The 21209-nt window shown below is 40.1% G+C and carries 22 protein-coding genes; 15 read left to right on the top strand and 7 right to left on the bottom strand.

The annotated features are described in order from the left end of the window. Positions 1–4: 4 nt before the first annotated feature. Together I6N90_RS10455 and I6N90_RS10450 are read right to left on the bottom strand one after the other, a co-directional pair. Positions 5–499 carry a hypothetical protein gene (locus I6N90_RS10455; protein WP_197935450.1) on the bottom strand — a complete coding sequence of 165 codons (495 nt, stop codon included), beginning with the start codon at positions 497–499 and terminating at the stop codon, positions 5–7. Between the two features lie 15 nt (positions 500–514). After that, entirely contained in the window at positions 515–970 is a 456-nt protein-coding gene (locus I6N90_RS10450) for a type IV pilus modification PilV family protein (RefSeq protein WP_232242846.1), read from the bottom strand. Positions 971–1040: 70 nt separating this feature from the next. Between I6N90_RS10450 and I6N90_RS10445 the strand changes: the two genes are divergently transcribed. The 10 genes from I6N90_RS10445 (at position 1041) to I6N90_RS10400 (ending at position 11794) form a co-directional block, all read left to right on the top strand. Further along, positions 1041–2645 carry a hypothetical protein gene (locus I6N90_RS10445; protein WP_197935448.1) on the top strand — a complete coding sequence of 535 codons (1605 nt, stop codon included), beginning with the start codon at positions 1041–1043 and terminating at the stop codon, positions 2643–2645. Between the two features lie 39 nt (positions 2646–2684). Next, positions 2685–3743 carry a type IV pilus biogenesis protein PilM gene (pilM, locus tag I6N90_RS10440; RefSeq protein ID WP_197935447.1) on the top strand — a complete coding sequence of 353 codons (1059 nt, stop codon included), beginning with the start codon at positions 2685–2687 and terminating at the stop codon, positions 3741–3743. Next, positions 3743–4324, top strand: a complete 582-nt coding sequence (locus I6N90_RS10435) for a hypothetical protein (RefSeq protein ID WP_197935446.1) — start codon at positions 3743–3745, stop codon at positions 4322–4324. The genes pilM and I6N90_RS10435 overlap by 1 nt, the downstream gene beginning before the upstream one ends. Continuing rightward, positions 4321–5010: a hypothetical protein gene (locus I6N90_RS10430; protein ID WP_197935445.1), complete on the top strand. Its 690-nt coding sequence runs from the start codon at positions 4321–4323 to the stop codon at positions 5008–5010. The genes I6N90_RS10435 and I6N90_RS10430 overlap by 4 nt, the downstream gene beginning before the upstream one ends. A 179-nt stretch (positions 5011–5189) precedes the next feature. Beyond that, positions 5190–6260 (top strand): uroporphyrinogen decarboxylase, encoded by a 1071-nt coding sequence (gene hemE / locus I6N90_RS10425; RefSeq protein WP_197935444.1) that lies wholly within the window; start codon positions 5190–5192, stop codon positions 6258–6260. After that, positions 6253–7203 carry a ferrochelatase gene (gene hemH, locus I6N90_RS10420; protein WP_197935443.1) on the top strand — a complete coding sequence of 317 codons (951 nt, stop codon included), beginning with the start codon at positions 6253–6255 and terminating at the stop codon, positions 7201–7203. The genes hemE and hemH overlap by 8 nt, the downstream gene beginning before the upstream one ends. 5 nt (positions 7204–7208) lie before the next feature. Next, positions 7209–8621 (top strand): protoporphyrinogen oxidase, encoded by a 1413-nt coding sequence (gene hemG / locus I6N90_RS10415; protein WP_197935442.1) that lies wholly within the window; start codon positions 7209–7211, stop codon positions 8619–8621. A gap of 96 nt (positions 8622–8717) precedes the next feature. Continuing rightward, positions 8718–10052, top strand: coding sequence for a CapA family protein (locus tag I6N90_RS10410; protein ID WP_197935441.1), 1335 nt, complete (start codon positions 8718–8720; stop codon positions 10050–10052). A gap of 51 nt (positions 10053–10103) precedes the next feature. After that, positions 10104–10877, top strand: coding sequence for a glycerophosphodiester phosphodiesterase (locus tag I6N90_RS10405; RefSeq protein WP_197935440.1), 774 nt, complete (start codon positions 10104–10106; stop codon positions 10875–10877). A gap of 53 nt (positions 10878–10930) precedes the next feature. Further along, complete coding sequence (locus I6N90_RS10400; RefSeq protein ID WP_197935439.1) at positions 10931–11794, top strand: DUF92 domain-containing protein; 864 nt, start codon at positions 10931–10933, stop codon at positions 11792–11794. Between the two features lie 432 nt (positions 11795–12226). Here I6N90_RS10400 and pepF read toward each other — a convergent pair whose 3' ends face one another. The 3 genes from pepF to I6N90_RS10385 all read right to left on the bottom strand — a co-directional run bounded on the left by pepF (position 12227) and on the right by I6N90_RS10385 (position 14762). After that, positions 12227–14020 carry an oligoendopeptidase F gene (gene pepF, locus I6N90_RS10395; protein ID WP_197935861.1) on the bottom strand — a complete coding sequence of 598 codons (1794 nt, stop codon included), beginning with the start codon at positions 14018–14020 and terminating at the stop codon, positions 12227–12229. Between the two features lie 189 nt (positions 14021–14209). Next, positions 14210–14398 (bottom strand): hypothetical protein, encoded by a 189-nt coding sequence (locus I6N90_RS10390; RefSeq protein ID WP_197935438.1) that lies wholly within the window; start codon positions 14396–14398, stop codon positions 14210–14212. A 130-nt stretch (positions 14399–14528) separates the two neighbouring features. Beyond that, entirely contained in the window at positions 14529–14762 is a 234-nt protein-coding gene (locus I6N90_RS10385) for a hypothetical protein (RefSeq protein WP_197935437.1), read from the bottom strand. A 177-nt stretch (positions 14763–14939) separates the two neighbouring features. Between I6N90_RS10385 and I6N90_RS10380 the strand changes: the two genes are divergently transcribed. Together I6N90_RS10380 and I6N90_RS10375 are read left to right on the top strand one after the other, a co-directional pair. Then, positions 14940–15647 (top strand): class I SAM-dependent methyltransferase, encoded by a 708-nt coding sequence (locus I6N90_RS10380; RefSeq protein WP_197935436.1) that lies wholly within the window; start codon positions 14940–14942, stop codon positions 15645–15647. A gap of 102 nt (positions 15648–15749) precedes the next feature. Continuing rightward, positions 15750–15947 (top strand): cold shock domain-containing protein, encoded by a 198-nt coding sequence (locus I6N90_RS10375; protein WP_197935435.1) that lies wholly within the window; start codon positions 15750–15752, stop codon positions 15945–15947. A gap of 96 nt (positions 15948–16043) precedes the next feature. Here the strand turns inward: I6N90_RS10375 and I6N90_RS10370 are convergent, their stop codons facing one another. Next, positions 16044–17228, bottom strand: a complete 1185-nt coding sequence (locus I6N90_RS10370) for an MFS transporter (RefSeq protein WP_197935434.1) — start codon at positions 17226–17228, stop codon at positions 16044–16046. 126 nt (positions 17229–17354) lie between these two features. Between I6N90_RS10370 and I6N90_RS10365 the strand changes: the two genes are divergently transcribed. The 3 genes from I6N90_RS10365 to pfkA are packed head-to-tail and all read left to right on the top strand — an operon-like array spanning position 17355 to position 19778. After that, the gene (locus I6N90_RS10365; RefSeq protein WP_197935433.1) at positions 17355–17669 is read left to right on the top strand and encodes a hypothetical protein; all 315 of its coding nucleotides are present in this window, start codon (positions 17355–17357) and stop codon (positions 17667–17669) included. 58 nt (positions 17670–17727) lie between these two features. Next, positions 17728–18780, top strand: a complete 1053-nt coding sequence (locus I6N90_RS10360) for a tetraprenyl-beta-curcumene synthase family protein (protein WP_197935859.1) — start codon at positions 17728–17730, stop codon at positions 18778–18780. Positions 18781–18809: 29 nt separating this feature from the next. Then, positions 18810–19778: a 6-phosphofructokinase gene (pfkA, locus tag I6N90_RS10355; protein ID WP_197935432.1), complete on the top strand. Its 969-nt coding sequence runs from the start codon at positions 18810–18812 to the stop codon at positions 19776–19778. A 96-nt stretch (positions 19779–19874) separates the two neighbouring features. Here the strand turns inward: pfkA and I6N90_RS10350 are convergent, their stop codons facing one another. After that, positions 19875–21077, bottom strand: a complete 1203-nt coding sequence (locus tag I6N90_RS10350) for a putative glycoside hydrolase (protein WP_197935431.1) — start codon at positions 21075–21077, stop codon at positions 19875–19877. Positions 21078–21209: the final 132 nt, after the last annotated feature.

Raw genomic sequence — 21209 nt, 5'->3', positions numbered from 1 at the left:
ATCTTTATTTCCGTATAATCGATTTGACAGTCGTAGAAGTTGTATAAGTTGAATTGTTTGGCATTAACATCGTTAGCGATATCTCCATCTCACCATTAAGCGCTTTAAAGCGTATAGAGTCTACTTGATTCGATAAAATATATTTCGTTGAGGTAGTTGGAACAATATCGGCTTCGTTAGCAATACGATGTTCGACTTCGATAGTATTGTTGATGTTATCAAAGTGGTATTTAACAAATTGTCCACCTGTCCCAGTGAGAGGCAGAAGGTCTATATAGTCGCCATCAGCCATTACGAACCCTTTGCGAACTGTGGACACGATATGGTTCGTAATGGTGCGTGATTGTCCCATTATTTGTTCTTTTGACTTTACATCGCTAACTCCTGCGTGCGTTTGGTTAAGCAAATAAATAAGTGAGCTAATAATAATAAGTGTCAGTACAAGTACACCGGTTACTTCAACAAGGGTTAATCCTTTTTCATTACGAATCGACCACATAAGGACACCCCTCAGTTATATGTATTTATATTCTACAAAAGCTTCTAATACAAATTGTTTGCCAGTTATCGAGTTAGTGCACGTTACTTTTACATGCTTAAAAATGTTTTTTAAATCGTATTTAAGATCGCCACTCTTTTTTGGAATAGTTACTGTATTCAGTGTAGGGACAGATAAATCAATCGTAATGTTATATTCCGGATTAACTTTAGGATATTGAATCTTATTCGTAGCTAATTTGAAGTTTACTACTTGTTCATAGATTGAAGCAGTATAAGAAGTACGTAAGTTGTGCTTGATTTCTTCCATAACTGTTCTAGTTATTTGAACGGATTGATCTTGTTTTTGATTGTCTTTCGTATGTACAGTGGATTGCTGTAAAACAAACGTAATAGAAAGAATAGCTACTCCTAATAAAACGATAGAACCTAGCACCTCAATTAACGATAATCCTTTTTGGTTGTTCATCATGAACCTCCAATAAATTTATAGTAAACCTATAGGTTTACTAATAGAATATAGGAACTTGGGAGGGATGGCAATGCGTAAATATTTGCGATCTGAAAAGGGTGGCACCCTAATGCTCGTGTTCGGTTTTATAGTAATTCTTGCATTTATAATTGCTCCGCTTGCTTTGCAAGCGAATAACGGATTACTTCAAGCTAGAACGGGGGGAAACTCTGAGCAAGCATTCACACAAGCCCACTCCGCTTATACTGTTTTTGGCCGACTATATGAAAATTTACAGGATGAAACGAAAACTTACTCTGAAAAATATTCAAAAAAAGATATACAAGAGATCATAAAAGCTATTGATAATATGCAAGAATTCGATAATGTAGTTGTCAGCTTAGAAGAAAAGGCAAACAGAGGTTTAACAGTTATTTTTAAATCAGAAAGTGGAGTTGACAATCAAAAGCGTGTAAGTGTGTTGAAATTTCCACTAGATGAATTGCCGGTTATACCTGATGTTCCGACACCGACACCAACACCAACTTCATCATCAGTAGTAGTAACGCCGACTCCATCGCCAACACCAGTGCCAACAGCTCCTCCATTAACAGGCTTCAGACCTGTTATTCAGAACAATGTCGCATATGACAAATATTACGAAACATGTCCGCACCCGGGTAATATACAGGTGGATCACAGCTATAATCCTACGAAGTTCAAAACTAGTTTCGGGAGTTATGCTGATCATTATTTAACAACGATTTTTGAATTAAAAACATCCGAAAAACTTGCAACAGCTTCCAAAATTAACAACCAAAAAACAGCAACAACTGAAAAAGTAATTAATGGCTCAGGCCCTGTTGGGGCTTATGCAGGAGATATAACGATTAAAGGAACAAGCTCAAATGTAACATTAACTGGTGGGATAGAAGCAGCTGGAAATCTATTATTTGCTGAAAATATTTCAAAGATTACAACCGTTAAAGGGAATACAAATATAGGTGGAAATTTAACAGTTCAAAACGTTCAAAGCGATGCTGCTATCCCAACATATACGCAAAATGAAAAATTAATATTTGAAGGTAATGTACATGTAAGAGGGAGTGCTAACATTGGAAAAGTAGGGCCAGTCAACATCCTCGTCGTTAAAGGCGATCTTGTTATAGGTGGAAATCTAGATATGCCATCTACAGCATTTGAACTTCAAGTTGAAGGTGATCTTATAATCGGAGGAAACATGAATGCTACACAGGCAAGTACAATTGAAAAAATGATTATAAACAAATCATTATTAATTAAAGGAGAAATGAAAGTAGTTAACTCGATCGGTACGCTATCTATTGGGCAGGACTTTATTACTAAAAGTAATATGACCTTCCAAAACGTTGTTAAGAACTTACAGGTAGGTGGTTCTTTAATTGCTGGAGCTGATATTCTTTTTGAAAACACTCCAATTAACTTCTCAGTTGGCAACGATATAGTAGCTTACAAAAATTTTGAAATCAGAGTAGCTGGTATGGAAAAGTTCACGATGAATGGAAATTTTATGGTATTTAACAATGCCACAATCGCCGAACTTAGAAATGCAAACACAAATAATACGATGTTGAGATTTATGGTTGGTGGAATAACAACATTTAAAAATTATACAAATGAAAAGCAAGTGTGTATTACCGGTAAAAGTGGTGCTTAGTAATATACACGGATCAACAATTTCGTAAGGGGGATCTCATTGTTAAAATCATTGTTGCGTAGTTTAGCAGGTAAACAACTCAGTATCGGGATTGAATTGACAGAAAAAGAAGTTAAAGCTTGTGAGTTGCTTACTGATGGAAAAGGCAGCAATAATGTGGTCCGATACGCTAGTTGTCCGATTAAAGAAGGAACAATTTCGGATGGACGATTAGTCGATTCACAAGAGCTTGGGAGCACAATAGATAAGTTATTGAAAGAAAATAAATTTCTGACGAATCACATTCATTTCTCTATACCAAGTCCCAATGTAATGGTTCGTACGTTAAAGCTCCCTGATCTATCCCATGTGGAGCTGAAGAAGCTCGTACATTTCGAAATGAAAAACAATCTTCGATTAGCATTTGAAGATCCTTATTATGACTTCGTTAAGCTTCCTGGTACAATCTCGAAGGCAGTAGAGGAACCCAACAAAGAAAATGAAAATGAAAATCTATCTGAAGTACTCGTAGTAGCAGCATCCACTACTATTTTGCGTGAATATGCGGATATGTTCGAGAATATAAAGCTTAAACCTATCAGCTTTGAAATTAAACCGTTTTCGTTATTACGATTATTAACCCAAAGTTATGGGGAGCAGTTACCTAATTGTTTCCTTATCGTTTATGTAAGTCAGTTAAGTAGTGAAGTAACGATTGTTGATAATGGCGGTATACGATTAGCAAGAACAGTTGAGGTACCTTTTCAATTAATGTTAAGCAACGAAGTTAAACAAGGTAATGATTGGCTAGATAATTACATAGAGCCAAAGCAACTATTTACTAATGCTGCTCAAGATTTAATTGAAGAGATCGATAGACTAATGAACTTTTATTATTATTCACTTGGTAAGAGCGAACAAACATTTCAGAACATCATGTTATGTGGTGATCTTCCAAAAGTAAGTATGGATCACCTAGCAAATATGATGCAAGATGGATTAACCCCTCAAGTAAATAAAGTACAATGGGACGATCTTCCGGTCGATGGGGATAAAAGTCGATGGGACATCTCAGCATACACGGTAGCGCTTGGCCTAGCATTAAGGGGTGTTAAGTGATGGGAACTATTCAAAGCATTAATTTATTGCCACCTAAGAGAAAAGTAGTTCGTGAATCTAAAGGATTTATATTGATTCTTGTACTACTACTTACAGTTGTTTTAATAGTTGCACAATGGGTTCTAGGTTCGAATTGGAGAGGCGAGTCAGCAGTTTTAAGCCGATCCCTAAAAGAAATGGATAAACAAATTATTGATTTAAAAGTGAACGGCACTTTATTAGCGAAAATTAATGCTTACAATGAAGCAAATGCATTTGTAGAACGGATTGAAAATAATCGGACGAATTGGTTACCTTACATATCTGCTGTTGTTGGGCCACTCGGATCAAATGATTTGATTAAACAAATAACCGCTGATGAAGGAAGGGAAATAACGATAGAGCTTGATTTTCAGGAGTATACCAGTTTAGTTCTTTATATGAAAAAATTGGAAGATGACAATAGACTTAAAAATATCAAGCTTGAAACAGCTTATACGAGCGTAAATGGAGAATCAGCAGGCAAACCAAATACGAAAAAAGAGATTCATAAATTAAAGCTCGTCATTAGTTTAGAGCCAGCTGGAGGTAAACAATCGTGATAAAGTTTGAACGAAAAAACCTTCTAGCTGGAGCAGAGTTAAGTACGAAGCAAACGATATTGATCGTCCTTGTTGCTTTATTCATTATTTTTAATGTAGCTATGTTGCTCATCATTACTTTACCGCAGAAACGTGCTCTTGCAGAAAATCAATTATTGTTTACAACCAATACTGAGGAGCTCAACAAATTAAAGGAAACTCGTACTTTGGAAACATTGTCAGATCTCGATATTGGGAAATTACAAGCTAGAGTTCCTTTCGAACGAAAAGATTCGGACATACTACTCGATTTTTTTGAAATTGCTGAAATATCGAAGGTTTACATCGGTTATGTAAGTCAAATTGGAATCGAGGCCACTGGAAATACAGTAGAGCCTCAAGCTGATGCTAACGCATCGCCACCAGCGGAAAAAATGTTAGAACCCGTATTTAATGTAAAAATTGTTGGGAACCGAGATGAAGTATTATCTTATGTCCATGAATTACATGAATTTAATAGACTGTATCAAAATTTAAAATGGGTAGTTGTTCATAAGACAAAAGAGCAAGTCGAATCTGAATATCCTGACCTGTTAAAGGAAGAAAACATTAATGCAAATAAGCCTATATACGTAGTTGATATCGAGGTGCGTACATATGTTTTTGCTCAATATGAACAATTGTTTAAATCTAAGGATGAAAAGTAGAGTAATTAACATTAACGAGCAGACAGGACATTGTTCCTGTCTATTTAATTTGATCTTCATGCAACGTGATTGGTATTGTCATACTATTGTCATAGGAGACAGGTTTAGAGCAGTTGTTAGGGTGCAAGAAAAGGGGCATAATGGTAGCAGATGATATTACATAGAGATGGGGAAATGGAATGTCTTATAACGATCGTTTCATACGCGCAAGCCAAAAGGAACAGGTAGATCGTGTGCCAGTATGGTATATGCGGCAAGCAGGACGTTATGATCCTGATTATCGTAAAATAAAAGAAAAATATTCTTTACTTGAAATTTGCAAGCAACCAGAATTAGCAGCAGAAGTAACGTTAATGCCTGTGCGTAAGCTTGGCGTAGATGCTGCAATTCTATATTCCGATATAATGAACCCGGTAGCTTCAATTGGTATCGACTTTGATATTGTAGCTAACGTAGGACCTGTTATTCATAATCCAATTCGAACAGCGGCAGATGTTGAGAGATTGAAGCCAATCGATGTTGAAGGCGATTTGGGACATGTTTTGGAAACGATTCGTATATTGGACCGCGAGCTTGAAGTACCGCTTATAACGTTTGCTGGTGCACCATTTACAATCGCTAGTTATTTGATTGAAGGAAGACCTTCCAAAAATTATTTGCGCACAAAAGCACTTATGTATAGTGAGCCGAAAGTATGGCATGAGCTTATGCGCAAGCTTGGTGATATGGTTATCACTTATTTGCGTGCACATGTAGCGAATGGAGGGAAGGCTTTCCAATTGTTCGATAGTTGGGTTGGCGCGCTCGCACCTGCTGACTTCAAACAATTTGTACTTCCAACGATCGAAAGAATATTCGATGAACTGTCTGACTTACAACAGCCGAAAATTTATTTCCCTGGGGTAAGTTCTGGCGAATTGTTGCCTGAGCTTCATTCTCTGAAAGCAGATGTTATTGGCTTAGATTGGCGTGTATCGATTCCAGAAGGTCGCAGAAGATTAAATCACAAATTTGCGGTTCAAGGTAATCTTGATCCTACTATTTTAACAGCACCTATGAGCGTTATTGAATCTTATGCTGCTGAGATTATTGATCAAGGCATAACAGAGCCAGGTTTTATCTTTAATTTAGGGCATGGTCTATTCCCAGAAGCTTCATTAGAGAAGTTGGCAGAACTAACAGCCTTTGTCCATACGTACTCGGAGAAAGCAATTAAAGCACAAAGTAAGGGAGCGACTAGTAATGTCTGATCGTACAAGTAAAATTGGCGTGTTGGTGATGTCATATGGCACACCTGAATCCATGTCCGATGTTGAAACTTACTATACACATATTAGACGTGGTCATCCGCCAACTACAGAGCAACTTACAGAACTAACGGATCGTTATGACGCTATTGTTGGAGGTGTATTTCCTCTAAGGGAAAATACAAACGGGCAAGTAGCAGGTTTACAAGACAAGCTAGAACAATTGGCACCTGGACAATACGTGTGTTATCAAGGGCTCAAACATGCTAAACCTTATATCGAAGAAGGCGTAGAAACGATGGCGCAAGATGGCATTATCCGTGCAGTTGGCATCGTACTTGCACCACATTACTCGTCGATGAGTGTTGGCAGTTACATCAAGAGAGCTAAGGAAAAGGCAAGTGAGCTTGGCATTGAAATGTCGTTTGTAGAAAGTTATCATCTACATCCAAAGTTGCTTAAAGCATTGACTGAGCGAGTGCAGAATGGGATAAAGGTACTTGCGGAAGCAACTGAAGGAGAACAACAAGTAAAAGTTCTGTTCAGTGCTCATAGTTTACCGGAACGTATTAGAGAAATTGGAGATCCTTACGAAAAACAATTGATGGAAACATCTGCAGCGATAGCGAAAGCAGCTGGCGTAACGGATTGGCAATTTACTTGGCAAAGTGCTGGGCGGACGAAAGAACCTTGGCTAGGTCCAGATATTTTGGAAACGTTAGCAGTACTTCAGCAAGAAGGTGTAAAAGCTGTATTGGTAGCACCTGTAGGTTTTGTATCTGATCATTTGGAAGTCCTTTATGATCTTGATATCGAAGCGAAGGCAGAAGCGCAGAAGCTAGGTATGACACTTGAGCGTATTGCTATGCTTAACAAAGATCCACTATATATGGAAACATTGGCTGAATCGATCATAGATGCGTTGATCGTGACTGGAGAGGAATGAATACGATGCGGAGTACAGAAACGATTGATCGAATTGTCATTATTGGCGGGGGGATCAGCGGACTGAGCTCCGCTTTTTATTTGCAACGAGAAGCGGAGCGACTAGGCCGGAAGGTGCATCTTACAATTGTAGATGGCGCACCAACACTAGGTGGAAAGATCAATACACTTAAGCGTGATGGCTTTGTTATTGAGAAAGGTCCAGATTCATTCTTAGCTCGAAAGCTAGCTATAATCGAACTCGCCAAGGAACTTGGTCTAGAGGCTGAACTTACAGCAACAAATCCAGCAGCCAAAAAAACATATATTATGCATAAAAGAAAGTTATTTGCGATGCCTCCGGGGCTTGTCCTTGGTATTCCTACAGAAATTGGTCCTTTCGCAATGACAGGCTTACTTACTTGGGGTGGGAAGCTACGAGCGTTGCTTGATCTAGTACTGCCATCTAAATCCACCCAGGACGATGAATCATTAGGTGGTTTTCTTGAACGCAGAGTTGGCACAGAAGTTATGAGGAGAATTGCTGAACCTCTACTTGCAGGCATTTATGCAGGAGACTTGAAGAAGCTGAGCTTAAAAGCGACTTTTCCTCAATTTGCTGAGTCCGAGCGGAAGTTCGGCAGTTTAATAAAGGGGATGCAGCACAATCGGAAATTAGCTGCCGCATCTTCCAGTGCACCGGGAAGCACATTTCTAACGTTTAAGGGTGGTTTATCCACACTTGTTGCAGGGCTTGACCGGGCGCTTAGTGGTGTGGAAAGACGATTAGGTGTGAATGCAACTCATTTGAAGCGAGAGGTAAATGGATACGCAGTCGTTTTGGAAAATGGTGAGCGTCTACTTGCTGATCGGATCGTAATGACTGCTCCTGCGTTTGCTGCGGCGAATCTAATTGAGCCATTAGCAGAATGTTCTGAGCTTCGTAATATTCGCTACGTGTCAGTAGCGAATGTCGTTATGGCTTTTGATAAGAGTACATTTGGCTTAGCATTCGATGGATCGGGATTTGTTGTACCTCGTTCTGAAGGTCTTCATATAACGGCATGTACGTGGACTTCAAGCAAATGGCTTCACACGAGCCCTGATGATAAGGTGTTACTTCGGTGTTATGTTGGTCATTCGGAAGATCAAGAAAGTATTAAACTCCCAGATGATAAGTTAGTAGCGGCAGTGAGGCAAGATATTCGGGAGACGATGGGAATTACTGCAGAACCATTGTTTACAGAAATAACGCGATTAAACCATTCCATGCCTCAATATCCTGTGGGACATGTTGAGAATATGCATTCTTTCCGTACCAGATTACAGGAACAACTACCAGGCGTATGGGTTACTGGTGCTGCATTCGACGGTGTTGGACTACCGGATTGCATCAGACAGGGAAAAGAAGCGGCTGAAGCAATATTTGCGGAGAAATAATAGGACAATAATAACTACGCATAAGGGAGTAGAGAAGGTATAATGGGAAAGTCTAGCTTTTCTGAATGAAAGTTTATCAGGTAAAGGAGTCTTTCAATGTCATTATCCAGATCGGATTCTCGTCAGTATGAAAAAGCGAAAAGAAAAAAGCAGTTCCGTAATAGACTCAGTTTAATACTCATTTTATTTGGTGTTGTCATTATAATAGTAGGGACATTGTTAGTTTTTACGAAAGATAACAGTATTAAAAGTTGGATTCCTTTTATCGGAAATAACGATAATCGTGGATCTATAACGAATGAAGCTGGAGTAAAAGGTAATAAGAATGGAACTACTGGTAAAGTTGACGTTGTTCCAGAAGCAACGGACGAGCCTAAATCGGGTGGGGAAGAGTCTGGTGAAGTAGCTACTGGGGAAGAAAAGACGACAGTCGAACCTATACAAACGGATGCTGTCATTGTGGATGAAGAAACAAACAGTGGCTCAGATGAGCGGATTAGCTTATCATTTGTAGGTGATTTGTTGCCTGGAGAATACGTGACACCTTTTATGACGCAACACGGATACGGATTTCCATATGAAAAAGCTATGCTGTATTTAAGTGAGCCTGATTTGCTTGCTGGCAATTTAGAGCTTCCGATAACAAAACGAGGAACACCTCTAGTAGGGAACAAATATGTATATAAAGGATTACCGGAGGCATTGCCCGCCCTCCGAGATGCTGGTTTTGACGTATTTAGTTTAGCGAACAACCATGCACTCGATCAAGGAGTAGAAGGTATGGTTGATACGATGACTCATCTGGATGAAGCTGGTATAAGCCATATGGGAACCGGAAATAACGATACAGAAGCATTTGCACCGGTCATTAAGGAAGTTAATGGTATCAAGGTTGCTTATATCGGTGTAAGTAACGTGATCCCTTTTGCCGAGCAGAAAGCTGATCGGAATGTTGCAGGTATTGCAGAAACGTATGAAACGACTCGTACGGTTAAAGCGATAAAAAGTGCGAAGGAAAAAGCTGATATCGTCGTATTGATGGTGCATTGGGGTGTAATGGGTGCAGATATGCCCGAGCCTTACCAAAAAAATAATGCACGTATTTATATCGATGCAGGGGCTGACCTCGTAATAGGCAGTCATCCGCACGTCCTTCAAGGTTTTGAAAAGTATAAAGGAAAATGGATTGCTTATAGTTTGGGTAATTTTGTATTCACTAATTATCCGAAAGACGCCCTTGCCGAAACGGGAGTACTTGATGCAGCTTGCAGCAAAAAGGGTGATTGTGAACTATCGTTTTATCCGATGAAAGTTACAGAAGTTCAACCTACTCCGTTAGAGGGTGAAGAAGCTAAGGCGCTACTTGATCGTTTGACATCGATATCATTTGGCGTAAAGCTTGAAGAAGATGGTTCAATTGTTGAAAAATAATTGCTGTTACAGATAAGGTTGTACATATGCAAAGTGAAGGAAGGTCGGACAATGAGAAATCCGTGCGTTGCCCATAGAGGCTGGTCTAGCCGCGCACCGGAAAATACGATGTCAGCATTGCGTTTGGCGTTCGAAGCACCTGATATTGATTGGGTTGAAATTGATGTTCAACTCTCTAAAGATGGAGTACCAGTAGTTATCCACGATTATACATTAAGAAGAACAACAAATGGTCGTGGAGAAGTTAGAAAATGGACAGCAACTGAGCTTGCTTCGCTAGATGCGGGGAATTGGTTTTCGCAGAAATATCAAGGAGAATCGATACCAACGTTAGATAACGTTCTAAGGGAATATGAAGGTCGGTGTAAGCTTAATATCGAATTGAAAACGGATGGTCGTTACCCACAGATTGAAGAAAAGGTATTAGAGCGGATTTATGCATATGGGGCAACAAAAGATGTTGTTCTAACCTCGTTTCATAGTGGAACACTTCAGCGTGTTCGTAAGCTTTCAAAGCAAGTTCGTACCGGACTTATATTGGACGGATGGCGCAATACATTAACGAAGGAACTGGATGAGATGGAATCAGATTTTCTATCGATCGGTTTCCCAAGGTTAAACAAAGCGCGGATCGAAGAACTTAATGCTGCTGGGATTGAAACAATGGCATGGACAATTAATGAGAAAAAAGCAATTCGTAAAACTGCTTCTCTAGATGCCAATCTTCTAATTTGTACGAACTACCCTGATCGATGGCGAGATGCGATGAATCCGAACACGGCTATGCGGACGTTATCTGATTTGTTCAGAAAGCTAACAAAATAGCTAATAAATGAAGGTTGATAAGTTCTGACTGTAGGAAGGTTTGGTGAAAACAATTGGTCGGTTTAATAGATGAATGGTGGTTAAGACTGATTGCTGGATTAGTAGGAAGTTCGCTTGCTGCAATACTTGCTTATCGTTCACGTTCTTTATCAGCATCGGGTGCTTGGTCGGCTATTGTAATGGGAACAGGTTTTATTACATTAGGTGAACCTGTTTGGTTCGGCGTATTAGTCGCTTTTTTTATTTCTTCGTCATTCTGGTCAAAGTGGAAACGGAGATCGAAGGCAAAAGCAGATGCGGAAGCGAAGTATGAGAAGACGAGCAGGAGAGACGCAGGGCAAGTGTGGGCTAATGGCGGTGTGGGACTACTCATTTGTGTAGCGAATGCCATTTGGCCGAATGAAGGATGGTTGTTCGCGTACATTGGTGTAATGGCTTCTGTGAACGCGGACACTTGGGCAACCGAAATTGGTGCTTTAAGTCGTTCAGCGCCGCGAGCTATAACGAGCGGCAAGCGTGTAGAGCCTGGCACGAGCGGCGGAGTTACGCCGCTCGGCAGTGCAGCAGCGCTCGCAGGCGCCGTGTTCATCGGCGCCGTTGCCGCGCTGCTGCTAACGGTACCGCAGCAAGCCGATGGCATTGCAGCGGGCCTTAGCGGCGCAGCCGCAGCGACGGCGTTTATCGTCGCTGCGGCTGTCGCCGGCCTGGCCGGTGCCTTCGCCGATTCTCTGCTCGGCGCAACGGGCCAGGCTATGTTCCGCTGCCAAGTATGCGGCAGCGAGACGGAGCGCGCCGCGCATTGCGGCAGCGCGGCACGGCATGTGCGCGGCTTCGCCGCGCTGAACAACGACAGGGTAAACCTCCTGTCGTCGATCTTCGCCGGACTGCTTGGCTGGTGCATCGGCTTATTATTCTAGTCTTTATATAAGTAACTAGTACGTATTTATCTAAGTTTTCTTAAATCATGTTTCGTATAGTAAATAGGGCAGTCTCAATTGAATGGGACTGTCCTATTTTTATTTATTATTGTGAAATTTGTTATGCAATTTAATCAATCAATCCAATTATCATTTTTTAAATACAAAGTGAACCTATTGGATTTTTATACTACTTTCTACTTAATTATGACTCAGCTACAAGAACGACTGGGAATATAATAATTAATATGAGGGATAAGTCAAATTAACTACCCTTTGCATTCTAAGTGACGGAAATAAAATAAATAATGTTGCAATATTTGGTTAAGCACAAAAAGATGGCGCTCACTCATCAGTAGATTTATCTACAGTTGAGAAGCGCCATTTTACATGCTAAATATTGAACTAGTTAATACAGCATTTGCCTAGTTACTACTTGTTAGTCAACTGCTCCATCTGTCCAATAAGCTCTTCGAATACGCTCATCGCTTGTTCGATTGGTTCAGGGGAGGACATATCAACACCGGCCTTCTTCAAAATATTAATGGAGAAGTCGCTGCCGCCGCTCTTAAGGAAGCCGAGGTAACGATCTACAGCAGGGGCACCTTCCTCCAATATTTGTTTGGAGAAGCTGGTTGCAGCTGAGAAGCCAGTTGCGTATTTGTACACATAGAAACTGTTGTAGAAATGTGGGATACGAGCCCATTCCATCTCGATATCTTTATCGACAACCATTCCAGGGCCATAGTATTGAACGTTAAGATCATAATAGATTTTACTTAACTCCTGTGGAGTAAGCGACTCGCCTGCTTCTGCGCGTTCGTGGATGATCTTCTCGAACTCCGCAAACATCGTTTGACGGAAAACAGTTGTACGGAATTGATCAGCATAATAAGTGAGAAGGTACATCTTTTCCTTCACATCTGTTGATTTTCCTAACAAGTGATCCATCAGAAGGGCTTCATTCAATGTAGATGCTACTTCAGCCAAGAAGATTGTGTATTGCGCATCACGATAATTTTGTGTCGTATCTGAGTAATACGAATGCAGCGCGTGACCCATTTCATGTGTCAACGTAAACATGCTGTTTAAGTTGTTTTGGTGATTCAATAACACATATGGATGTGTACCGAACGCTCCCCAACTATATGCGCCACTACGTTTACCTTCATTTTCATATACATCGATCCAACCATTGTTAAATCCGTCTTGCAGCACATTCAAATAGTCTTCGCCTAGTGGCTTTAAGCTCTCATGAATAATCTTTTTCGATTCCTCGAAGCTAATTTCCATATCGAACTCTTCAACTAGTGGAGCAAACAAATCGTACATATGGAGCTCATCTACACCTAGCAACTTTCTGCGCAGTTCCATATATCTGTGCATTAGTGGTAGATGTTTATGGATCGTATCGATTAAGTTCGTATACACTTCTTTTGGAATATTATCACCATATAGCGACATGCCAAGAGTAGAGTCGTATTTACGTGCTTTTGCATAAAACGTATTTTTCGTAATGTTAGCGTTTAATGTTGATGCTAACGTATTTTTTAACTTGCCATATGTATCGTAAACCGCTGTAAAAGCGTCTTTTCGAACGTCGCGGTTTTTGCTTTCCAAAAATTGAATGTAGCGGCCATGTGTTAGTTCAACTTCTTCGCCAGCTTCATTTTTCACTTTTGGGAATTTTAAATCTGCGTTGTTCAACATTCCGAAAATCGTATTTGGCGCGGTACTGATATTGCCAACTTGAGCGAGCAATGCTTCTTCATTTTTGGAAAGGACATGTGCTTTTTGACGACGCATTTCCTCCAATGTATGACGGTATTTCGATAATGAATCATCTTTGATCATGGCATCTAATTCGTCGTCTGTAAGACTAAGCACTTCCGGTGTAACGAACGACAATGCTTCACCAGTCTCTACACTTAATTTCTTGGACTTATCAGATAATGCTTGGAATCCAGGTTCTGCAGTATCTTCATGATGACGCATATTTGCAAATACATAAAGACGTTCAACATGAAGCGAAAGCTCATCCTCTAATTCGAAACAAGCTTTAAGCTGTGCTGCATTATTTAGTTTTCCTTGATAATCAGCAGCTTTTTTAATTAACTTTTTAGCAGATGCATATTCTTTATCCCACGCAGCTTGGGATGGAAACAGGTCCTCCAGTTTCCAGCGATGCTCGGCTGGTGTTTCTGAACGTTTTGGTAATTGACTCATCGTATTCCTCCTAGGTATGGATAAGATTGATTGCTTCTGCCTAACAAGATTGACCAACTCTTGATTGGTGACAACACCTTGCGTAAGCGTAATTGCCAAAAGTAGAGATAGCCATTTCATCCAAGCTTCTCCTCTCAAACATAGTTTGTCGCTACTATGTCCGAGGAAGGAGAAAATTATTCTTACATGCTAAGAATTCCCAGAACCCATCGTGAATAAGGAATATACGATGAGGAAAAAGGAAAATGCAATTAGCAAGATCGATACAAGAGCCATTCCACGCTTCAATTTAGGTGGTAATGTGTCACGCTTCATAACGAGAATTGCGCCTAGTGAAAACGCTGCGATTATAAAGATAATGGAAGTTGTAGCATCCATAATTGTAAACAGCCTCCTATCGTTAACTATGCGAAGAGCTTAATCGATATGTTCGCTATTCCATGCTTCAAATCCTTCACTCGAAACGGAAGTAGCACGATAAAATATCTATCCGCATGTAGGTATCGGTTTAAACCTCTTTTAAGTTGTGCATTATTTCAGCTAATTCATCTTCGCGCCCAACAAATTCTTCTGCACGGTAACGATTTTTTGCCCAATGCAACATTTCTTGACGGCTTACGAAAGTATGACAATCTTCGCCCCATTGATCCGATATTTCTCTGACGATTAGTGTTTTGCCTTGTACCACTACAGTCAGCATATTGTAATTGTCGATTTTGTAAATTTGATGTTTCTTGAACATTTGGGATAGCCACCTTTAGATATTTGATTTATAGTATAGTTAACATGATAGCCATTATGGAGACGGTAATCAATAACAACCGTTTTTAGGCTACATAGTTGAAGTGCATAATTGCAATGAGAATTACGAGACGAGTAGAGTGTTGATGAGACGAGATGAGACGAGGAGAGGGTTTAAATGGAAAAACCACAGTATGAGCAAGTCGGAGTGGCTATGACCTGTAGGAGTTATGATGATTATCTTTGTATGTTTCGTTTAACTGAAGATGACCTTGCGCAAGGAGCAATATTGGATATTGCTGGGGGAGGATCATCGTTTACAGCTGAGGCAAGAAAACGTGGCTATGAGGCATTTGCCGTCGATCCAAGATATGGTGCGGATGTTGTGAAGTTAGTATCTGAAGCGCGTCAGGAAATCGAAACGTCAACTGCTAAGATTGAAGCATTAAAGGAGCATTTCGACTGGAGTTATTACGGTTCCGTTGATCTTCATCGTAGAGGTCGCATAAGTGCATTAAACAAATTTGCTGAACATGTAGGTCTCGTAGGTTCGGGCCAACATTATATAGATGGAAAGCTCCCAGAGCTTCCTTTTGAAAATAATACTTTTTCCAACATAATGTGTAGCCATTTTATGTTCTTATATGGAGCACAATTTGATTTTGCTTTTCATCTACAATCTATTAGAGAAATGTTACGCATTATTAAACCGAATGGCCACATTCGTATATATCCATTGACAACACTTCAGTTCCAGCCATATGAACGTCTCGATGAACTTATCGGGATCATCAGTGAAGAAGGTGGAATTGTAGAACAAAAAGAGTCACAACTTCCCTTTATTCCAGGATCTAAACATTATTTGCATATCCAAAAGAAATCCTAAAATATACACGATTTTACTGAAATTGAATTTCGTAAAACGTATCTGTATAATGATGCTACTCGTCGTTTTTATACGGCGGTTAATTTTAGGAGGTTGTGAACGTTGAAAGGTACAGTAAGATGGTTTAACGCAGAAAAAGGCTATGGATTTATTCAAGTCGAGGGCGGGGAAGACGTATTCGTTCATTACTCTGCTATTCAAGGTGATGGTTTTAAAGCATTAGAAGAAGGTCAAGCGGTTGAATTTGACATAACAGATGGCAATCGCGGCGCTCAAGCGGCTAACGTCTATAAACTATAGGGTTAAACGAAAAACGTAATCTAAATAAACCATTGAATCTAAGGACGGCCCGATATTTCGGATCGTCCTTTTATGCATGTCCAAAGAAACAATAACTTACTTATTCGAACGACTAAATTGATACAGGAAAAAGCCAATTGCAGCGACGCCTGCGATGATAGTAGCTGTTTGGTAATAAACAACTCGACCAAATGATTCGTAAATGAACCCTCCAAGTACACCACTTATAATACCTGCTAGTCCAGTCCATACGACGGTATAAACAGCTTGGCCTGAAGCTCGGAATTCGTCTGGGATGAGCCGGGAAATATATCGAAGCGCAGTAGAGAAATATATGCCGAACGATACACTATGCATCAATTGTGTAACTACAACTAAGTTGGGATCATCAATCTCACTAAGAAACCAAAGTCGAAGCCCATACATAAGAGATGCAAATATAAGTAATGGCAGCTCTTTAAACCTATGTCCATACTTCCCTAATAGGAAAAGTATAGGAATTTCACTTACTGCAGATATCAGTAAGGCAAGACCGATCAAGGAGTCACTTGCCCCGAGTTGTCGCAACGTTACAGCTAAGAAGCTTTCATACATACGATGAGCAATTGAGATTAACAAGATAAGTAGAAAAAATATTAAAACATTACGTTTTCCTAATATGTTGAAGAAGCCAGAAAACTCCATCTTACGTGTTTTTCCTTGGTAGTCTTTTATGACAAATGCTAAAATAATCGTAATGACGATTGTAAAGAGAATGATGGCTAACGTCCATTCAGAGCCAATAACTTTAAGTAATAGTCCAAACCCGTAAGCGCTAAGCGCAAAACCAAGTGAGCCGAATATTCGGACGAGAGCGTAAGGTGTACCTGTATGTTCGCTAGACAACATAATAAGACTATCGCTTAGTGGATTTATTGGTGTTTGAAAAAAGTAAAAGGCCGTCATAATTGTGCATATTACAATAAAATTATCAGATGGCATAAGCAGTGATATCATAGCTAACTGACCGAATAATAATAAAATAAGAATTTTACGAATCGTTCTATATTTATCACTAGCTAATCCTGTAATGATGTTTGCAAATATAGAGACGAACAGACCGGTTGAATACAAGATGCCAATTTGACTCTCCGAAAAACCTTTTGTCATAAAAAATAAAGGTAAAAAAGATATAACTAATGCATGCGTAGAAAATGCAGCGAAACTAAACGAGCGAAGAGCCCATGTTTCACTTTTGGCAGTAGCAGATCGTATGTCTCCTATGTTGTCTGGTGCATTCATTGCTTTAGGTTCACTCCATCTCTCTATTTGTTATCCGATGTAATTCAGTATAGCACGCTTACTTTTGTATTTGTGGCTGGATTATTAGCCTCTGAAATGGTACATTATTGTTGGAGGTTTACTACGGTGAGTGACCATTTTGTTTGGAATGAAAGGCTTGGAATATATCTTCCCAGCTTAGCAATGGCTTGGGAGCAATATGATCATTGTGTTCAGACTGCCATAATTGAAAGATGGGAACTCATTCGAGGTTCTATTCCAGAACGTATTATCGAACTGGAACGTTTCATTAACAGGAAACAAACGGAGTTAAACGACGAAGAAAACTTTGAGCGATCATGCCTTTTAACCTATGAGATAGCTGAATATGCTAGTCGAATAAACGAGCTGCACATTTGGTATCGGATGAATCAGGAATTGGAATCGCGCCGACATTCATGAATGGGTTTTTGCGCAAGGAGGTGCGAGAGTGAGACTAACAACATTAACGGGTAGAAGAATGCCAAAGGGTCCTATTAAGCTAATGCATCGTGTTTACAAGTATGTACTCCCTGAGGTAGAACTAGAACTAAATAAGCTGCGCACTATTGCTGCAGGTATTCCTGATCCAGAGCTTCGAACGCAGGCGCTTAACAGTATGAACGACAAAAAGTTTCATTGTCAAGGCGGTGGCGTTTATGCTGCGGCAAATTTGGAGTATCGTCATGTATTAATTCCACTAATAGTCGCTTTGCAGACGATAAGCGATTATTTGGATAACTTATGTGATCGAAGTACTTCTCTTGATCCAGAAGACTTCCGGTTGCTCCATCAATCGATGCTGGATGCAGTTAATCCGAAGGCAGAAATAAAAGACTATTACGCTTATCGTGAAGAGAAAAATGATGGTGGTTATCTTCATCACCTCGTTAAAACGTGTCAGATCAATGTCGCAAAATTGCCTTCTTATCAAAATGTTCAAAAACATGTGTCGGAGTTAGTTGGTCTTTACGGTGATTTACAAGTGTACAAGCATATTCATCAGGACCTCAGGGAAACTCAGTTATTAGCATGGTGGGAATGTCATGAATCTAAATATCCTGAATTGCAGTGGAATGAATTTGCAGCTGCTACAGGATCAACATTAGGTATGTTTATGTTATTTCTGGCAGCGAGCGAAGAACATTTGTCTCCACAGGATGCAGAAAGTATCCGTCACATTTATTTCCCGCATGTGTGCGGTCTACATATATTGCTTGATTACTTGATCGATCAGGAAGAGGATCAAGTAGGCGGCGATTTAAACTTTTGCAATTACTACGAGAACCAAAGTCTGCTTGTTGAACGCATAGGGACAATCGTGATTCGTGCAAGGGAAGACGTAACTAATTTGCCAGGCTCGAAGTTCCACCGATTGATCATAGAAGGACTATTGGCTCTCTATTTATCCGATCCAAAAGTTCGTCATCAGTCCGATGTACGTAAAGTATCTAAGCAATTGATGAAAAATAGCCCACTTACAAGACTGTTTTTCCTTATTAATAGCATGTGGATACGTAAACAACAGGCTTAATATAACTTAATAGTATGGAGGAATTTACGATGTCTGCAGTCAAATCAATCGCGGTATTGACAAGCGGTGGAGATTCGCAAGGTATGAACGCTGCACTTAGAGCGGTTGTTCGTAGTGGTCTATTTCATGGATTAGATGTGTATGGTGTTCAACGTGGCTATCAAGGTCTTCTTAATGATGATTTGCGTCCAATGGATTTACGAAGTGTAGGTGACATTATCCAGCGTGGTGGTACTATTCTTCAAACGGCAAGATGTAAGGAGTTTATGACGCTAGAAGGTCAGCAACGTGGTGCTGAAGTTTTGCGAGCAAGAGGTATAGATGGCCTAGTTGTTATCGGCGGAGACGGATCTTATCAAGGTGCGAATAAGCTGAGTAAACTCGGCATAAAAACAATGGGATTACCAGGAACGATTGATAACGATATTCCATTTACAGATGTCACAATCGGTTTTGATACAGCAGTAAGCATCGTTGTTGATGCTATTAACAAAATCCGTGATACGATGTCTTCGCATGAACGTTCTTCGATCGTTGAAGTAATGGGCAGACATTGTGGTGATATTGCACTTTATGCAGGCCTTGCAAGTGGGGCAGAAACGATTCTAGTTCCAGAAGTGACTTTTGATCTGAATGAAGTAGCAGAACGTATGAAAACGAACTTCGCAAATGGTAAACGTCATAGTATTATTGTTGTAGCAGAAGGTGCTGCAAAAGGTGATGACGTTTCACAAAAAATAACGGAAATTAGTGGTATTGAGGCTAGAGTTACTGTGCTTGGACATATTCAGCGTGGCGGAACTCCGACGGCTGCTGATCGTATATTGGCTGGTAGACTAGGTGACTTTGCTGTGAGACAACTGTTAGAAGGTAATTCTGGCAAAGCTTGCGGAGTTGTAAACGGGGAACTTACGACAACCGATATCGAGCTCGTTACTAGCACGAAAAAAGCATTTGATATGGATATGTACGATTTAGCACTTCGTCTTTCCCAATAAATATGAGTAATGTACAAAAGGTACAATCTCCTCACACATTTGAGGGATTGTACCTTTTGCTTTAAAAACAATGAGTAAGATTGTGTCTGTTCATCGCTATTTATAGTCAACGTCAGGTGTATACTTGTTACCGGCATTCCATAATAGGTATTCATCTACTCCACTATCATGTAGTGCTTTGATTTGGGCTTCAACTTCCACTTTACCGTATTTGACGTAATTGCCTTTACCTAACCAACTTGCGGTAAAATCCTGTATCCAAGGACGAATAATGGGCTTGAGTTCTCCTGTGTCTTTCAGTTTAACATGAGTATCATCCATAGCACCCTTAATTGTTGCGTAAGGACTACGGTCAGGCTTTTTTTGCTTGAACCATCCGGTACTGTAATGGCTTGGATAGATCATAGGTGAAATCACATGAACATCATTTGATATTTTAACAAAATCTTGCCCAATTCCCTCTGCTGCAGGAACAGACGCTGCATATCCGAATATGTCTACAGAAACCCGTACGCCAAGCGGTTCAAGTTGCTCCCTGGCGTATTTGACAAATCCGGCAACAGTATCAACACGACTTGCTTCTGTTTTGTTGAAAGTAAGTGCGTCGGCTTTATTTTCGAAACCTTCTGGAAAACGAACATAATCAAATTGAATTTCCTTAAAGCCGAGTCGTGCTGCTTCTTTTGCTAATGCAATATTGTAATCCCATACCTCTTGCCGGTAAGGGTTAACGAAACTTTCTCCACGACCGTTTTTCCAGATCGTCCCATCGGCTTGTAGAAACGAAAGTTCAGGTTTTTTTACAGAAAGAACAGTATCTTTAAAGACAACAATTCGAGCGATTGGATAAATGTCATGAGATTTTAGTTTAGTCATTAGACCGTCTATATCACCGATAAATTTTTTGGCTGTACCGATTTCTAGAAGCTCAGGAGTTGTTGTTGGGTAAGTGATGTACCCATTGTCATCTTTAATGTCAATTACCATACTGTTTAACTCAGTTTCATCAAGCAACTTAAGCAAAGAATCCATTCGAGATCCTCCGGCACTGTGTGCAGTTACGTAGATACCTTTTATCGGTGGGGTATCAGGTTGAGGATCTTTTTTCGTTATTGTGGTAGTTACTCCAGGTTCATCTGTAGGATTTCCTGTGAGGCTTGGCGAGTCTGGTTGCACAATGGTTTCACCAGCAGCGGCGTTTAGGTAAGCGGCAGCAAGTTGCTTAGCGCTTGCACTATCCTCTCCGGTTCCTGTCAGAAGACTATACAATAACATGAAAGTAGAAATGATGATGTCCATTATGCTCTCTCCCGTCAGCTGTTCTAACCAAAGTATAAAACATACAAGTTGTTCGGGTCATTCTTTTTTTTCTATTTCTATAACATAACAAAAAGCCAGCCGAAAAGAAGTCGACTGGCGCGTGGGTAATTT

The organism is Paenibacillus sp. GSMTC-2017 (assembly GCF_016019935.1).
Lineage (GTDB): Bacteria > Bacillota > Bacilli > Paenibacillales > Paenibacillaceae > Pristimantibacillus.
Note: the sequence above shows the minus strand (reverse complement) of the source record. Positions and strands in the feature narration are given on the sequence as shown.

Coding starts and splice junctions, on each gene's coding strand:
- I6N90_RS10435 (WP_197935446.1), top strand. CDS start 3,743: ATGGGAACTATTCAAAGCATTAATTTATTGCCACCTAAGAGAAAAGTA.
- pepF (WP_197935861.1), bottom strand. CDS start 14,020: ATGAGTCAATTACCAAAACGTTCAGAAACACCAGCCGAGCATCGCTGG.
- pfkA (WP_197935432.1), top strand. CDS start 18,810: ATGTCTGCAGTCAAATCAATCGCGGTATTGACAAGCGGTGGAGATTCG.
- I6N90_RS10445 (WP_197935448.1), top strand. CDS start 1,041: ATGCGTAAATATTTGCGATCTGAAAAGGGTGGCACCCTAATGCTCGTG.
- I6N90_RS10385 (WP_197935437.1), bottom strand. CDS start 14,762: ATGTTCAAGAAACATCAAATTTACAAAATCGACAATTACAATATGCTG.
- I6N90_RS10370 (WP_197935434.1), bottom strand. CDS start 17,228: ATGAATGCACCAGACAACATAGGAGACATACGATCTGCTACTGCCAAA.
- I6N90_RS10360 (WP_197935859.1), top strand. CDS start 17,728: ATGCCAAAGGGTCCTATTAAGCTAATGCATCGTGTTTACAAGTATGTA.
- hemH (WP_197935443.1), top strand. CDS start 6,253: ATGTCTGATCGTACAAGTAAAATTGGCGTGTTGGTGATGTCATATGGC.
- I6N90_RS10450 (WP_232242846.1), bottom strand. CDS start 970: ATGATGAACAACCAAAAAGGATTATCGTTAATTGAGGTGCTAGGTTCT.
- I6N90_RS10405 (WP_197935440.1), top strand. CDS start 10,104: ATGAGAAATCCGTGCGTTGCCCATAGAGGCTGGTCTAGCCGCGCACCG.
- I6N90_RS10410 (WP_197935441.1), top strand. CDS start 8,718: ATGTCATTATCCAGATCGGATTCTCGTCAGTATGAAAAAGCGAAAAGA.
- hemE (WP_197935444.1), top strand. CDS start 5,190: ATGTCTTATAACGATCGTTTCATACGCGCAAGCCAAAAGGAACAGGTA.
- I6N90_RS10390 (WP_197935438.1), bottom strand. CDS start 14,398: ATGGATGCTACAACTTCCATTATCTTTATAATCGCAGCGTTTTCACTA.
- I6N90_RS10350 (WP_197935431.1), bottom strand. CDS start 21,077: ATGGACATCATCATTTCTACTTTCATGTTATTGTATAGTCTTCTGACA.
- I6N90_RS10380 (WP_197935436.1), top strand. CDS start 14,940: ATGGAAAAACCACAGTATGAGCAAGTCGGAGTGGCTATGACCTGTAGG.
- hemG (WP_197935442.1), top strand. CDS start 7,209: ATGCGGAGTACAGAAACGATTGATCGAATTGTCATTATTGGCGGGGGG.
- I6N90_RS10455 (WP_197935450.1), bottom strand. CDS start 499: ATGTGGTCGATTCGTAATGAAAAAGGATTAACCCTTGTTGAAGTAACC.